13 protein-coding genes are annotated in these 13,859 nt (G+C 52.0%); 4 read left to right on the forward strand and 9 right to left on the reverse strand.

Translation table 11 applies throughout. The annotated features are described in order from the left end of the window. Nucleotides 1-158: 158 nt before the first annotated feature. From recC to rppH, 9 genes are all read right to left on the reverse strand, one after another. Complete coding sequence (gene recC / locus EHN13_RS03190; RefSeq protein ID WP_124020874.1) at nucleotides 159-3,527, reverse strand: exodeoxyribonuclease V subunit gamma; 3,369 nt, start codon at nucleotides 3,525-3,527, stop codon at nucleotides 159-161. 12 nt (nucleotides 3,528-3,539) lie between these two features. Then, complete coding sequence (locus tag EHN13_RS03195) at nucleotides 3,540-3,863, reverse strand: prepilin-type N-terminal cleavage/methylation domain-containing protein (RefSeq protein ID WP_101741609.1); 324 nt, start codon at nucleotides 3,861-3,863, stop codon at nucleotides 3,540-3,542. Beyond that, nucleotides 3,848-4,255: a DUF2509 family protein gene (locus EHN13_RS03200; RefSeq protein WP_048213106.1), complete on the reverse strand. Its 408-nt coding sequence runs from the start codon at nucleotides 4,253-4,255 to the stop codon at nucleotides 3,848-3,850. The genes EHN13_RS03195 and EHN13_RS03200 overlap by 16 nt, the downstream gene beginning before the upstream one ends. Next, entirely contained in the window at nucleotides 4,252-4,815 is a 564-nt protein-coding gene (locus tag EHN13_RS03205; RefSeq protein ID WP_101741608.1) for a prepilin peptidase-dependent protein, read from the reverse strand. The genes EHN13_RS03200 and EHN13_RS03205 overlap by 4 nt, the downstream gene beginning before the upstream one ends. Continuing rightward, complete coding sequence (locus EHN13_RS03210; protein ID WP_124020875.1) at nucleotides 4,806-5,276, reverse strand: prepilin peptidase-dependent protein; 471 nt, start codon at nucleotides 5,274-5,276, stop codon at nucleotides 4,806-4,808. Before EHN13_RS03210 ends, EHN13_RS03205 begins: the two co-directional genes overlap by 10 nt. Before the next feature lie 184 nt (nucleotides 5,277-5,460). Beyond that, the gene (gene thyA, locus EHN13_RS03215) at nucleotides 5,461-6,255 is read right to left on the reverse strand and encodes a thymidylate synthase (RefSeq protein ID WP_005123418.1); all 795 of its coding nucleotides are present in this window, start codon (nucleotides 6,253-6,255) and stop codon (nucleotides 5,461-5,463) included. A gap of 6 nt (nucleotides 6,256-6,261) precedes the next feature. Further along, entirely contained in the window at nucleotides 6,262-7,137 is an 876-nt protein-coding gene (lgt, locus tag EHN13_RS03220; RefSeq protein WP_048213109.1) for a prolipoprotein diacylglyceryl transferase, read from the reverse strand. A 190-nt stretch (nucleotides 7,138-7,327) separates the two neighbouring features. Continuing rightward, nucleotides 7,328-9,574: a phosphoenolpyruvate--protein phosphotransferase gene (gene ptsP, locus EHN13_RS03225; protein ID WP_124020876.1), complete on the reverse strand. Its 2,247-nt coding sequence runs from the start codon at nucleotides 9,572-9,574 to the stop codon at nucleotides 7,328-7,330. Nucleotides 9,575-9,586: 12 nt separating this feature from the next. Beyond that, nucleotides 9,587-10,117, reverse strand: coding sequence for an RNA pyrophosphohydrolase (gene rppH / locus EHN13_RS03230; protein WP_003825602.1), 531 nt, complete (start codon nucleotides 10,115-10,117; stop codon nucleotides 9,587-9,589). Between the two features lie 684 nt (nucleotides 10,118-10,801). On the opposite strand from rppH, the gene mutH reads away from it, so the two are divergent. The 4 genes from mutH to EHN13_RS03255 all read left to right on the forward strand — a co-directional run bounded on the left by mutH (nucleotide 10,802) and on the right by EHN13_RS03255 (nucleotide 13,797). Beyond that, entirely contained in the window at nucleotides 10,802-11,497 is a 696-nt protein-coding gene (gene mutH / locus EHN13_RS03240) for a DNA mismatch repair endonuclease MutH (protein WP_048213111.1), read from the forward strand. 74 nt (nucleotides 11,498-11,571) lie between these two features. Further along, nucleotides 11,572-12,285 (forward strand): TerC family protein, encoded by a 714-nt coding sequence (locus tag EHN13_RS03245; RefSeq protein WP_040232169.1) that lies wholly within the window; start codon nucleotides 11,572-11,574, stop codon nucleotides 12,283-12,285. A 146-nt stretch (nucleotides 12,286-12,431) separates the two neighbouring features. Next, nucleotides 12,432-12,650 (forward strand): lipoprotein YgdR, encoded by a 219-nt coding sequence (gene ygdR, locus EHN13_RS03250; RefSeq protein WP_005123410.1) that lies wholly within the window; start codon nucleotides 12,432-12,434, stop codon nucleotides 12,648-12,650. 106 nt (nucleotides 12,651-12,756) lie between these two features. After that, a complete protein-coding gene (locus tag EHN13_RS03255; protein ID WP_048213112.1) occupies nucleotides 12,757-13,797 on the forward strand; it encodes an NADP(H)-dependent aldo-keto reductase in 1,041 nt (346 codons plus the stop codon). Nucleotides 13,798-13,859 lie beyond the last annotated feature (62 nt).

The following is a 13,859-nucleotide window of genomic DNA, read 5'->3' on the forward strand; positions in this document are numbered from 1 at the left end:
GTATTCACCTGTTCACTGCAAACAACGCATTAAGCGTGTTCTGAACAGGGCAAGACTCTGTGCTGAACGCGTCAGCCTCTTCTCTTTGTAAGAATCAGTCCGTGACAGAAAGCGCATCATAGTGGAAGCCATCAAATTGCGCAATTTTTATACAATCATCACGACTGATTAAATCGAAAAATCGGTAACAGGTAACGCTGAGACTGTAAAACAATGGTCTCCAGCGTATCAGCATCCAGTTGACGCCACAGACGTTGATACCAGATGTCATCACCTTCACCGCGTACCATCATGTTGCCTTCATAGGCCTGCAGAAACTTACTGCGCGCTTTTTGCAACGTATCATCGTCATCTAACATGGCATCATTTACGGCGTCATAACAGGTTTTTATCCACGCCCCACCACTTTCCGGTAATACCAGTAGCGGCGATGACATGCCTTCCCGATATCCCTCAATAAGTTGCGACAGATACTGTAACGCCTGTTCGGCCTCCAGTGGAGGGAAACGCCACTCGCCGTCTTTGCGTAAGAACAACCGGCTTTCTCCCGTACCGCCACTCGCACAATAGACAAGATGTTCCAGCCAAAGTTGCACACCCTGCGCAATGCTGATCAAAGATGGGCGCCAGCGCAACAAACCGTCCTCTTGTACCTGCGGCAACCAACCGGTGATTTGCACGCCGTTACAGGTAAGATCGATTTCCATGCTCTGACAAGGCTGACGACAGGCGATAATGCGTTCAGCCAGCGTCTGCATCTCCTGACGCTGCGTATCCCACAGAATTTCACCAAATGGCCCATAGGGAAGCGCACCCGCCGCACGAAAACGGCGAAACAATCGTTCAGCGTCGTTCTCTTCAACCAGGGTATTAAGCAACTGCTGATTAAGCTGATAGCGGCTGAGCCCTTCGAGGATAAAGGGTTCTGTTTCCGGGATTTCGCTCTCTTCAGAGCGGAAATTTACCCTCAGGCGCATCTGGAAAAACGCCCGCACCGGATGAGCCCAAAAGCGTTGCAGCGTTTCCAGCGTCAGGGTTTCAGGCATTGTAAAGGGGAGCGGCTGGACAAAATCCGTGTGCGCTTTGCCTGACAGGCTTGCCGCTGGCAACCACTCCCGGGCATAGCTTTGCTGCTCACCTGGCAGATAGTTTTGTGCATCAAAGGGCATACGGGTATGTAAACGGGTAATGTGCACTTTTACTTTCGCTTCACTTTGATCGCTAGTGAGTAATTCATCGCCCGGCAAATAGTGGCTTTGCCCAATGTAATCCATAAGTTCCTGCACCAGCACCGACGGGAAGCGTTCACTGTTATCCTGGATTGAGCGGCCGATATAGCTGATATAGAGCGTTTGTTGCGCCGAAATCAGGGCTTCGAGGAACAGATAGCGGTCATCATCACGGCGGCTTCGGTCACCACGCCTCGGTTTTTGGCTCATCAGATCAAATCCCAGCGGCGCAAGCTGGCGCGGATAAACGCCATCGTTCATGCCCAACAGGCACACCACTTTGAAAGGGATAGAGCGCATCGGCATCAGCGTACAGATATTGACAGGCCCTGCCAGGAAACGCTGGCTGATGCGCTCCTGGTCAAGACGCTGCGCCAGTTCGTCACGTAACAGAGACAGCGGTATGGCCTCGCCATACTCGGCCCCCAAACCTTCAGTGATAATGGCCTGCCACTGCTGTTCAATCAGCGTCATCGCCGCTTCGGTGTCCGCGTCCGGCAGGAAGAAATCATTAAGCATGTCCCGGCAAACGGGTAACCACTCTTCCAGCGGGCGTTCCTGTGCTAACCCTCTGCGCCAGATGTTTAGCTGCATCAGCAACGAGGCCAAATGCCCGACTAACTCGGCAATCAAACCACTGGACTCATCATAGGGCAATACCGACTGCCACTCCCCCTGTGCGCTTTCCATCGCATAGCCCAGCAGCATACGTGTTAAACCAAATTGCCAGGTATGCTGGCCAGTTGGAGGAAGCGCGAGTTCGCGCACGTTGTCGTCGTCAATGCCCCAGCGAATTCCAGATTCATTGACCCACAAACGAAGATAGCGCAACCCTTCTTCATTGATGTTGAAACGCGCAGCCAGCACAGGCACATCCAGTAATGCCAGGACATCCTCTGAGACAAAACGGCTGTCCGGTAGCGAAAGCAGGCTAATAAACGCCTGTAAGACGGGATGAGACTGACGCGCCCGGCGATCGGAAATAGCATACGGCAGGTAACGATCGGCCGGTGCACTGCCAAAGACAGCCTGAATAAATGGACTGTAGCTGTCGATATCCGCCACCATCACGATGATGTCGCGCGGCGTCAGTGTTGGGTCCGCTTCCAGCATTGCCAGCAACCGGTCGTGGAGTATTTCCACTTCGCGTTGTGGGCTATGACAGACATGAAACGTCACACTAGTATCATTCGGCTCAAGCAACCGTTTATTGTCGCTACGCGAATACTCCTCCAGGCTGACTCCCGCCACCGCATGGTTTTCGAGTTCCAGAATATCCGCTTGAATATTATGCAAAAGATTGTCAGGAGTAATGTCGACAAACGCATCCAGCTCCTGGCTGTTTTCCAATTCCGAAAGCAGATATATGTAGTCACGTCCTAGTTTTCCCCATGAGGCCAACATCGGATTCCCCACATCCTGCTCACCATCGCTGTTAAACAGTCCTTCAGCATTCTGACTATCGCGAAACAGCGGTAAATGTCGTTCTTCAAAGCTATGCCTACGCTGACGCGCCAACAGTTTAGCCAGATAAGCGGGGTCTTTAATATCCCCCCAGTAGTAACGACAGGGATTGGTAAAAAGCAGATGAATATCAATGTGCTTACCCAGCGCTTGTAATGCCTGCAGATACACGGGCGGTAGCGCGGAGATACCACAAATAAAGACGCGCGAGGGCAAGCCTTGTGGGCAGTCAGACGTATTCTCCAGGGTCTGAATAAACCGCTGATATAAATTGGCACGATGCCAGCCTGGCTGTCCCAGTTCAGCCGTGTATTCCACCAGTGCTTTCCACAATGGCGCTTGCCAGGCCTGAGCATCTCCTAGTCCTTCCACCTGCAGCCCCACCTCCCACTGCGTCAGCCATTCAGGACGGTAGACTAAATACTGGTCGAACAGATCCGCAGCGCGTGATGAAAGCTGAAACAGCTTACGTTTGTCTGTGTCGTCGGTGAGATAGTGGCGTAGCAGTGCGAAATCGTCGTTATCCAGCAATTGAGGTAGCAGCGTCATCAGCTTCCAGCTCATGCTCTGTTTGCTAAATGCGCTCTCTTTTGGGATATCCGGCAATACACGCACAAACATATCCCAGATAAAACTCGCTGGCAGCGGGAAATCAATGTTAGCGGCAATACCAAACTTCTGTGCCAGAGTCATTTGCAACCACTGCGCCATACCGGTGCTTTGAACCAGGATCATCTCGGGTTCAAAGGGGTCGTCCAGCCGCTCGCGCTCAACGATATATTCCATCAACGCTTCCAGCACATCCAGACGATTGGAGTGGTAGACCCTTAACATAGCAACTCCTGACTACTGACGATTTGGGCAGTGCAGTCGTGTCATCTGACCCTGCCTGCTCAGAGGGGAAGTAATTTTAACATTGATGCTGACACATCCCGCTATCGTTGTCTGCATTCGGTTAATTTGCCAGTTTAAAGGTGGTGAATACATATGCAACTGCGTTTGCTGCCAGGCGTGATGCCACAATTGTTGATACTGGCTTCTGACTAAAAAGCTCTTCATCAGCGCCCGCTGATATCCGGAAAGCGCGGTCACGATCATAATCATCAGCACCATTGCCAGCATCACTTCCGGCAGGCTAAAACCACGCTGTCTGTTCAGGGTATCAGACATAACGCCAGCACCTTTAACGGGCAGAAATCGCTCCAGCCATGCGCTGAGAATTCGATAGTACCCTCGATAATCATCCCCTGACGCCATAGCGATATACCTTCATATTGCGCAATAAGCAGCACAAGATCGTCGTCGAGCACACGCAGGCAGACTGTCGCACCCTGTGTGGAATAGCGTCGACACTGCGTTGCCATCTGCAAACTCCAGGGCTGCATACGTGCCCATTCCATGGCGGATTGCACCACTGCCTGATGTTGTAGCGACTGGCTTTCCGTTGCCACCCGCGACGCAAAACTCGCCTCCTGTCGGCTTACGCCTTGCAGCAACAGACTGCCAAGTACCAGGAGTAAAAGCACCATTGCAAGCGATGAAACACCTCGCTCACGGTTCACAGGTTGAATCCTGTGACGTCATAGAATACCTCAATGACCTTTTGAGGTTCGGCGTTGCTTCTCCCGCGCAGGTGCAACGAAAGCACTGGCGCAAATCCGCTGATATTCAGGCGCTCCACCTGAAATACCTCAATCTGAATAGAATCCGGATCGGTCATTTTATCCCAACCTTTTCCCACGCAGGTTGTTGCGCCACGCAAGGTTTCCAGCACCTTATCTTGAACACGAAACCCAACGGCATCGGCCTCCTTTGTCGGAATATCGTCCCAAACACCGTTGCTATTGGCATCCCAGCGTACAATCACACAGTCTCCCGCGGCTGATATCATCAGCCCTTCTCCGATACAGTTTCCCCGACAATAACCAGCCCGCTGGAGATGCTTCGCCACGGTATAGATCCGCTGCCAGAGCTCATCTTCAAGCACTAGCTGACGAGTGTTCTGCAAAATTTCTCGCTGCAGCGCAGGTAAAAATCGCGCAGCGCTGAGGAGTAAAATGCTGCTTATCACCATAGCGATAAGCACCTCAAGCAGTGAAAAGCCACGTTCACTTACCGACATTGATCCGCCTCACCGCGTTCGCAAAGTCTGATTCGTCCCCAACCAGACACCACCACACGCCATTCACCTGCAGCATTCTTCAGGTAGATATGCCCGGCCCATGCGGTATTACGTAAGCCAAAAAAAGCCAGTGACGGTGTTATCTCTGCCATCTCGACATCAGCCCAGAGTGGCGTAAAAATCAACGGTGAAACCGGCTGACACGAAGTTTGTGACGTCGCTGAGCTTGCCAGACACCATGTTCCTCCATCGCGGAGCACGTTGATGACGTGATCACGATTACGCCAGTTAGCATCTTCGCGCAATTGCAGCAGGTAATCCCGCACCTGGCTGGCTGTTTGCCATAACCGCTGCTGTTGTTGCCAGCGCTGCCAACCGTACAACCCTGATGCGCCAAGCGCCGCGATAATCAGCATTGCAATCAGGGTTTCGAGAAGCGTGTAGCCTTGTTGTTTTTTCATGTCGCCAGTATGGCGTGAGAGAAATTAATAACGAGGGGGAAATTCAGCTTCTTCGGCAAGCTACGGAGAATATTTATCGCATTACATCACGTTGCAAAATTTCAGGAATCAACGCCGCAGAATAGAATGTAAGGCAAAAAAAAACCGACGCATAAGGCGCCGGTTGTGACAGGATTAGCCTCGATCAGATAGCGACCGGTGCTTTAATGCCTGGGTGCGGATCGTAACCCTCAATTTCGAAGTCGTCGAAACGATAGTCGAAAATTGAATCTGGTTTACGCTTGATAACCAACTTCGGCAGCGCACGTGGCTCGCGGCTAAGCTGCAGATGTGTTTGATCCATATGGTTGCTGTACAGGTGCGTGTCACCGCCTGTCCAGACAAAATCACCGACTTCAAGATCGCACTGCTGCGCCATCATGTGAACCAGCAAGGCGTAGCTGGCAATGTTAAACGGCAGACCGAGGAACACATCGCATGAACGCTGATACAGTTGGCAAGAGAGTTTGCCATCCGCCACGTAGAACTGGAAGAACGCGTGGCACGGCGCCAGCGCCATTTTATCCAGTTCGCCTACGTTCCACGCGGAAACGATAATACGACGGGAATCCGGGTCGTTTTTCAACTGGTTCAGCACCGTCGTGATCTGGTCGATATGGCGGCCATCCGGTGTTGGCCATGCACGCCACTGTTTACCGTACACCGGACCTAAATTACCGTTCTCATCAGCCCATTCATCCCAGATTGAGACGTTGTTTTCATGCAGGTAGGCAACGTTGGTGTCGCCCTGCAAAAACCACAACAGCTCATGGATGATCGAGCGTAAATGGCAGCGTTTAGTCGTAACCAGCGGGAACCCTTCCTGCAGATTAAAACGCATCTGATGACCAAAAATGGAAAGCGTTCCGGTTCCGGTGCGGTCGTTTTTCTGTGTGCCTTCATCCAGCACTTTTTGCATCAGTTCTAAATACTGTTTCATGGTTCCTCAGGAAACGTGTTGCTGCGGGCTGCGACGGTACGCCCAAACCATCATAATAATACCTGCGACAATCATCGGGATAGACAGGATCTGCCCCATGCTGATGTACTGGACCCATGTGCCGGTAAACTGCGCATCCGGCTGGCGGAAGAATTCGACGATAATACGAAACGCGCCATAGCCAATCAGGAACAGACCGGAAACCGAGCCCATCGGACGAGGTTTGCGAATAAACAGGTTAAGAATGATAAACAGCACAACCCCTTCCAGCGCCATCTCATAAAGCTGTGAGGCATGGCGAGGCAAAGAGCCGTATGTGTCAAAAATAGACTGCCACTGCGGATTGGTTTGCAGCAATAAAATATCTTCAGTGCGGGAGCCAGGGAACAGCATGGCGTACTTAAAGTTAGGGTCAACGCGTCCCCACAGTTCACCGTTGATAAAGTTACCCAGGCGGCCTGCGCCCAAACCAAACGGAATCAGTGGAGCAATAAAATCAGAGACCTGGAAGAATGTACGCTTGGTGCGTTTGGCGAAGATAATCATCACCAGAATCACCCCGATAAGCCCGCCATGGAAGGACATGCCCCCATCCCAGACGCGGAACAGATACAGCGGGTTATCAAGGAACAGCGGGAAGTTATAGAACAGCACGTAGCCAATACGCCCGCCGAGGAAGACCCCGAGGAAGCCTGCATAAAGTAAGTTTTCTACTTCGTTTTTGGTCCAGCCACTGCCCGGGCGATTAGCCCGGCGCGTCGCCAGCCACATCGCGAAAATAAACCCCACCAGATACATCATGCCGTACCAGTGAAGCGCGACGGGTCCAATTGAGAAAATGACCGGATCGAAATCCGGAAAATGCAGATAGCTACTGGTCATCTGTCACCACAAGTTCTTGTTATTTCGCTGAAGTCAGACAGCAATTGATAAGCGCGCCTGCATAATGCAGGCGCTCCAAAGGTGCGAATGATAGCACAAGGGGATCGCAGCGGATGCCGGGAAGATGTAAAAGATCTGTATAGGTAATCTTTACCCCCCGTATTGCCTGATGGCGCTACGCTTATCAGGCCTACAATCCTCCGCGAATCAATCCTCCCATGCCACGGCGCTCCATAAAGGCCGCCACCTGATGGCGTACCTCTGCCGCCATCTGCGCTTCCAGGCTGCGCTGCGCCAGCGTTTGCGCCTCATCAAAATCGATATGACGCAGCAGGTATTTCACACGTGCTACAGAACGCCCGTTCATCGATAAATGACGGAAACCAAGCCCAATAAGGATGGTGACACACATCGGGTCACCCGCCATTTCACCACACAATCGCAAATCGATGCCGCTTTTCTCCGCCTCCTGCGCAATCATTGCCAGCGCACGTAACATCCCCGGATGCAGGCTGTCATAAATACTGGCAACGCGTGTGTTGTTCCGATCGACAGCCAAAATATACTGGGTCAAATCGTTGGTCCCAACTGAGATAAAATCGATCCTGTTTGCTAAATGCGGCAGCATAAACACCATCGACGGAACTTCCAGCATGATGCCAATGCGCGGTTTCGGGATCTCGTAGCCGATCATCTCTTCCACTTCGCGTCCGGCACGTTCAATCAAACGTCGCGCTTCGTCCACTTCATCAATGCTGGTTACCATCGGTAGCAAAATGCTGAGGTTGCCGGTTGCCGCGTTGGCACGCAGCATGGCGCGAACCTGGATCAAAAAGATCTCTGGCTGATCGAGCGTTATGCGGATCCCTCGCCAGCCAAGGCACGGGTTCTCTTCACTGATGGGCATGTAGGGCAGTTGTTTATCGGCACCGACATCCAGCGTACGCAGAGTTACGGGCTTATCGTTAAACATCTGCAGCATACCCTGATACTGCGCAACCTGTTCTTCTTCCGAAGGAAAACCGCTTTGCAGCATGAACGGGATTTCGGTGCGATACAGGCCAATACCGTCGATCCTGCTACCCAGCTTTTCTTCATGTTCCGGGCTGAGACCCGCATTGAGCATCACCTTCACGCGCTCGCCGCTTTTCAACTGTGCTGGCTGGTTGACGTCGTCTTCCGCCAGGCGGCTCAGTTCGATCTCTTCACTAATGAGACGCTGATATTCCTGGATTAATACCGGCTCCGGATCAACCAACAGTTCGCCACGATAGCCATCCACCACCAACGTGCGGCGGTGCAACACAGACGGCTGGATATCGGCCCCCATAACGGTAGGGATACCCAGCGCACGAACCATAATCGCCGCGTGAGAGTTGGCGGCACCATCCCTGACGACAACCCCTACCAACCGGTCCTGGGGAAGTTCCGCCAGCGTAGTGGCAGACAGCTCATCCGCCACCAGCACGAAACGTTCCGGCCAGGCATTCGGCCCCTGAACAGAGTCGTCAAGATGGAACAGCAGACGCTGCCCCAACGCGCGCAAATCCCCGGCGCGTTCTTTGAGATAGTTATCGCTTAGCGCGGCAAACTGTTCGGCAAACTTCTCGATGATCGTTTTAACCGCCCACTCGGCCACCGAGCCGTTATCCACTTCCGCGAACAACTCGCGGCGCAGACGGGTATCGGAGAGCAGGTGCGAATAGAGATCAAAAATTGCCGCCGTCTCTTTCTGTGCCCCGGCAGCAAAACGCTTACTGTAGCGGCGAAATTCATTTGCGGCTTCTTCCAGTGCGCCAGTCAGACGTTCACGCTCAAGCACTGGATCCAACGTTGAAGCCTGATACACCTGTTCCATCAGCGGTAACGTGGCATCCTGCCAGCCTTCAGCGATCGCCACGCCGGGGGCGGCAGGCAATGCGCGGATACGCGTTTGCCGGTATTGCCCAAATAGCGCGGTTAACTGCGACTGAGACAGAATAGCGGCCATTTGTGTGGCAAGCGTGACCAGAAAAGATTCTTCGCTTTCGTCGTACTGGCGCAACTCACGTTGCTGTACCACCAGGACGCCTAATAACTGGCGTCGCTGGATGATCGGTACGCCTAAGAACGCACGAAAGCGTTCTTCTTTCACCGAAGGAATATATTTAAAGCTGGGGTGTTTTTGCGCATCGGCAAGGTTGATAGGTTCCGCCAGCCTGCCAACCAGGCCAACGATCCCTTCATCAAACGCCAGTGCAACAGTGCGACCGCGTGGTTTTTTAAGTCCTCGGGTCGCCATCAGGTAATAACAGCGTCGGTCGTGATCGGCCAGGTAGACCGAGCAGACCTCTGTATCCATCGCAAGACAGATGTCAGTAACCAGAATATTCAACGCCTCATTGAGACGTGGGGCACTGGCCACCTTTTCGACTATTTCGCGCAGGCGGGTGAGCATAATTTGCGTAGCTTAACCTCTTTTACGTCTGTACGCAGGTGCGCTTTGCGGCTTAGGAGTGCTCTCCTGAAGCGCCATCACAACACTTGCGAATTCTTTCATCACCCTGCGATAGACATCGCGTTTAAATGACACCACCTGTCGAACCGGATACCAGTAACTCACCCAGCGCCAGCCGTCGAACTCAGGTGTACTGCTGGTTTGCATATTGATTTCAGCATCGCTGCTGACCAACTGCAAAAGAAACCATTTTTGTTTCTGGCCGATACAAACCGGCTTTGTGTCCCAACGCACCAAACGTTTCGGTAACTTGTAACGCAACCAGTTACGAGTAGAAGCAAGGATCCGCACATCTTTACGACTCAGACCTACTTCTTCAAAGAGTTCCCGGTACATCGCCTGCTCTGCTGTCTCTCCTGCATTTATCCCGCCTTGCGGGAATTGCCAGGAGTGCTGACCAAATCGCCGGGCCCACATGACCTGCCCCTGGCGGTTACAAATTACTATCCCTACATTCGGGCGGTAGCCATCGTCATCAATCACCGGACTACCTCAACATAAACCTTATATACAAACGATTGTTTCACACTCCAGAGGGGCGGTAAACCACTCTGTTAAGGGCGCGATATTCTAATAACAATTGAATAACTCACAGCAAAGGGCCGAGTTATAAACAGAAGATATGCTACATAGGCGATTTTATTCACCTTTTCTGTGGATATAGTTGTGAAGAAGTACGGAATTACTATGGGAAAACCCGGAGCAGTCTGAATAAGACATCCGTCACACTCAAAAAATAGTCTTATATATTCATTAAGTTAAAAGCAACAACTGTAGCTAAACATGCAGAAATGTGATGCACGTCACGCATACGATCTTCGAGCTGATGAAAGATCGACCAGCGTTGGTTTTATCCACAGATTATGCCAATAAGTTAGGCACAATTTGTGTGAAAATTCGATTTTCGTCGCACGTCAAGGCTGTAAATTGAAACAGTAGTGGGGGTTTTTCACAGTTATCCCATCTTTCTGTGGATAACATGGTGTAAGATCCTGTTCATTGTCAGTGACCAGAATTGGAAAACCCGGTTTTCTGTTGCGCAACCCTTTACATCAAAATATAAAAATCACTATAAATCATGCAATTGGATAAAGCATGTGGAAAAAGATAAACTCTGTCCACACGGTATAAAATCATTGCTCATTTTTTAACCCAAGGGTAACTCTGATGCCAGAACTCCATCCATTGATTTCTCCGCCTGAATCCGAAGCCCAGTTGCTGCACCAGGCACGGCAACTTTCGGGCTACACGCTGGGAGAACTGTCGGCGATGGCAGGACTCGTCGCGCCAAAGGATCTGAAGCGGGACAAAGGCTGGATTGGCGTGCTGCTGGAAATTTGGCTTGGGGCCAGTGCGGGCAGTAAACCGGAGCAGGATTTTGCCGCGCTGGGTGTGGAGTTAAAAACGATCCCTGTAGATAGCCTTGGCAGACCGCTGGAAACGACCTTTGTCTGCGTGGCACCGTTAACCGGTAATACCGGCGTGACCTGGGAAACCAGCCATGTTCGACACAAGCTTAAACGCGTGTTGTGGATACCCGTAGAAGGTGAACGCAGCATCCCTGTGGCTGAACGGCGCGTTGGCTCTCCGTTGCTGTGGAGTCCGAATGAAGAGGAAGATCGACAACTGCGTCTGGACTGGGAAGAGTTGATGGACATGATAGTGCTAGGCCACGTCGAACGCATCACCGCTCGCCATGGGGAAGTGCTGCAACTGCGTCCTAAAGCCGCTAACGCCCGGGCGCTGACCGAGGCCATTGGCGCCCATGGCGAACCGATCCTGACTCTGCCCCGCGGGTTTTACCTGAAAAAGAACTTCACCCGCGCATTGCTGGAACGGCATTTTCTATTCCAGGCTCAATAACACACCCTGACCTTTCGCCCGTCGCGTTACGCGCCTATAATTACCGCTTCTTTTTTTTGGCAGGACTTTGTTTGATGTTATTTGCATGGATAACCGATCCTAACGCCTGGCTGGCGCTCGGTACGCTGACGCTGCTGGAGATCGTTCTCGGGATCGACAATATTATTTTCCTTTCTCTGGTTGTAGCAAAACTCCCAACAGCACAACGCAATCATGCCCGACGAATCGGGCTGGCGGCAGCGATGGTGATGCGTCTGGCGCTGCTGGCATCCATCGCCTGGGTAACGCGGCTCACTAACCCGTTATTCGAACTGTTTGGCGAGGCGATTTCAGCACGCGATCTGATCCTTCTGCTCGGCGGATTGTTCCTGATCTGGAAAGCGAGTAAAGAGATCCACGAGTCCATTGAGGGCGAAGAGGAAGGACTGAAAACCCGCGTCTCTTCTTTCCTGGGCGCGATTGTGCAGATCATGCTGTTGGATATTATCTTCAGTCTGGACTCAGTAATCACCGCAGTAGGCTTGTCCGATCATCTGTTTATTATGATGGCAGCCGTCGTGATTGCCGTGGGCGTAATGATGTTTGCAGCCCGCCCAATCGGTGAGTTTGTTGATCGTCACCCTTCGGTAAAAATGCTGGCACTCTCTTTCCTGATACTGGTTGGCTTCACGCTAATCCTGGAAAGCTTCGATGTCCATGTTCCGAAAGGATACATTTACTTCGCTATGTTCTTCTCTATCGCTGTAGAGACCCTGAACCTGTGGCGCAATAAAAAAAATCCACTCTGACTGACACTATCGCTCCCCCCATGGGGAGCGAATACTCCCCGCGCACCTTCCTTCTCTCACAGATTAAGATTTTACTGCTTTCGCCCTGCACAACTTCGCGTTATTACTAAACTAGTGTCAGACGCAGGCCATGTGAGGATAAGCAGATGAAAAAATGGGCAGTTTTAATTTCCGCCGTCGGGCTGGCTTTTGCCGTTTCCGGATGCAGCAGTGATTATGTGATGGCAACAAAAGATGGTCGAATGATCCTGACCGATGGTAAACCAGAAATTGACGATGATACCGGTCTGGTGAGTTACCACGATCAGCAAGGCAATGCGATGCAAATTAACCGCGACGAAGTCTCTCAAATCATTGAGCGTTGATGGTTAAGGTCAGCAGCGCGCTGGCCTTAACAATTTTGCTTCCCTTTTTCCCTTCCCTCAGCCATTTTTATAATCCTTATGTCGTGATTATAAAAAGGAAACGGCTATGCAATATCACCGTATACCCCACAGCTCGCTGGAAGTCAGTACACTGGGGCTGGGCACAATGACGTTTGGTGAACAAAACAGCGAAGCCGACGCACATGCACAGCTCGACTATGCCGTTGCACAAGGCATAAATTTAATCGACGTTGCCGAGATGTATCCGGTACCGCCTCGTCCAGAAACCCAGGGACTCACCGAAACTTACGTGGGCAACTGGCTCGCCAAACACGGCAGCCGCGAAAAGCTAATCGTGGCGTCGAAGGTCAGTGGACCATCACGTAACAACGACAGCGGCATTCGACCGAATCAGGCGCTGGATCGTAAAAACATCCGTGAGGCACTGCACGACAGTCTGAAAAGACTGCAGACCGATTATCTCGATCTCTATCAGGTCCACTGGCCGCAGCGTCCGACCAACTGCTTTGGTAAGCTGGGATATAGCTGGACGGACTCCGCGCCGGTCGTTTCCCTACTGGATACGCTGGACGCGCTGGCAGAGTTTCAGCGTGCAGGTAAGATTCGTTACATCGGTGTTTCCAACGAAACCGCGTTTGGCGTAATGCGTTATCTGCACCTGGCAGACAAACATGACCTGCCGCGTATCGCCACTATCCAGAACCCGTACAGCCTGCTAAACCGCAGCTTTGAAGTTGGACTGGCCGAAGTGAGCCAGTATGAAGGCGTTGAGCTACTGGCCTACTCGTGCCTTGGTTTTGGCACCTTAACCGGTAAATACCTGAACGGTGCGAAACCTGCCGGCGCACGCAATACGCTGTTTAGCCGTTTTACGCGCTACAGCAGCGAACAAACGCAAAAAGCGGTAGCTGCCTATGTGGATATCGCCAAACGCCATAACCTCGATCCTGCGCAAATGGCGCTGGCATTCGTGCGTCGTCAGCCGTTTGTCGCCAGCACACTGCTGGGTGCCACGACGATGGAGCAGCTAAAAACCAACGTTGAAAGCCTGTATCTGGAATTGAGCGAGGAAGTGCTGGCAGAGATTGAAGCGGTGCATCAGGTGTATACCTATCCTGCACCTTAACAGTTAGCGCCTGATGGCGCTGCGCTTATCAGGCCTACAGACAGCGTTCCCTGTAGGCCTGG

It is taken from the genome of Citrobacter youngae (assembly GCF_003818115.1).
Taxonomy (GTDB): domain Bacteria; phylum Pseudomonadota; class Gammaproteobacteria; order Enterobacterales; family Enterobacteriaceae; genus Citrobacter; species Citrobacter youngae.

Excerpts from the sequence above, each read along its gene's own strand:
- EHN13_RS03210 (WP_124020875.1), bottom strand. The coding sequence starts at position 5,276 with ATGAAAAAACAACAAGGCTACACGCTTCTCGAAACCCTGATTGCAATG.
- ygdR (WP_005123410.1), top strand. The coding sequence starts at position 12,432 with ATGAAAAAATGGGCAGTTTTAATTTCCGCCGTCGGGCTGGCTTTTGCC.
- EHN13_RS03205 (WP_101741608.1), bottom strand. The coding sequence starts at position 4,815 with ATGTCGGTAAGTGAACGTGGCTTTTCACTGCTTGAGGTGCTTATCGCT.
- EHN13_RS03255 (WP_048213112.1), top strand. The coding sequence starts at position 12,757 with ATGCAATATCACCGTATACCCCACAGCTCGCTGGAAGTCAGTACACTG.
- EHN13_RS03195 (WP_101741609.1), bottom strand. The coding sequence starts at position 3,863 with ATGTCTGATACCCTGAACAGACAGCGTGGTTTTAGCCTGCCGGAAGTG.
- ptsP (WP_124020876.1), bottom strand. The coding sequence starts at position 9,574 with ATGCTCACCCGCCTGCGCGAAATAGTCGAAAAGGTGGCCAGTGCCCCA.
- EHN13_RS03245 (WP_040232169.1), top strand. The coding sequence starts at position 11,572 with ATGTTATTTGCATGGATAACCGATCCTAACGCCTGGCTGGCGCTCGGT.
- thyA (WP_005123418.1), bottom strand. The coding sequence starts at position 6,255 with ATGAAACAGTATTTAGAACTGATGCAAAAAGTGCTGGATGAAGGCACA.
- mutH (WP_048213111.1), top strand. The coding sequence starts at position 10,802 with ATGCCAGAACTCCATCCATTGATTTCTCCGCCTGAATCCGAAGCCCAG.
- recC (WP_124020874.1), bottom strand. The coding sequence starts at position 3,527 with ATGTTAAGGGTCTACCACTCCAATCGTCTGGATGTGCTGGAAGCGTTG.
- lgt (WP_048213109.1), bottom strand. The coding sequence starts at position 7,137 with ATGACCAGTAGCTATCTGCATTTTCCGGATTTCGATCCGGTCATTTTC.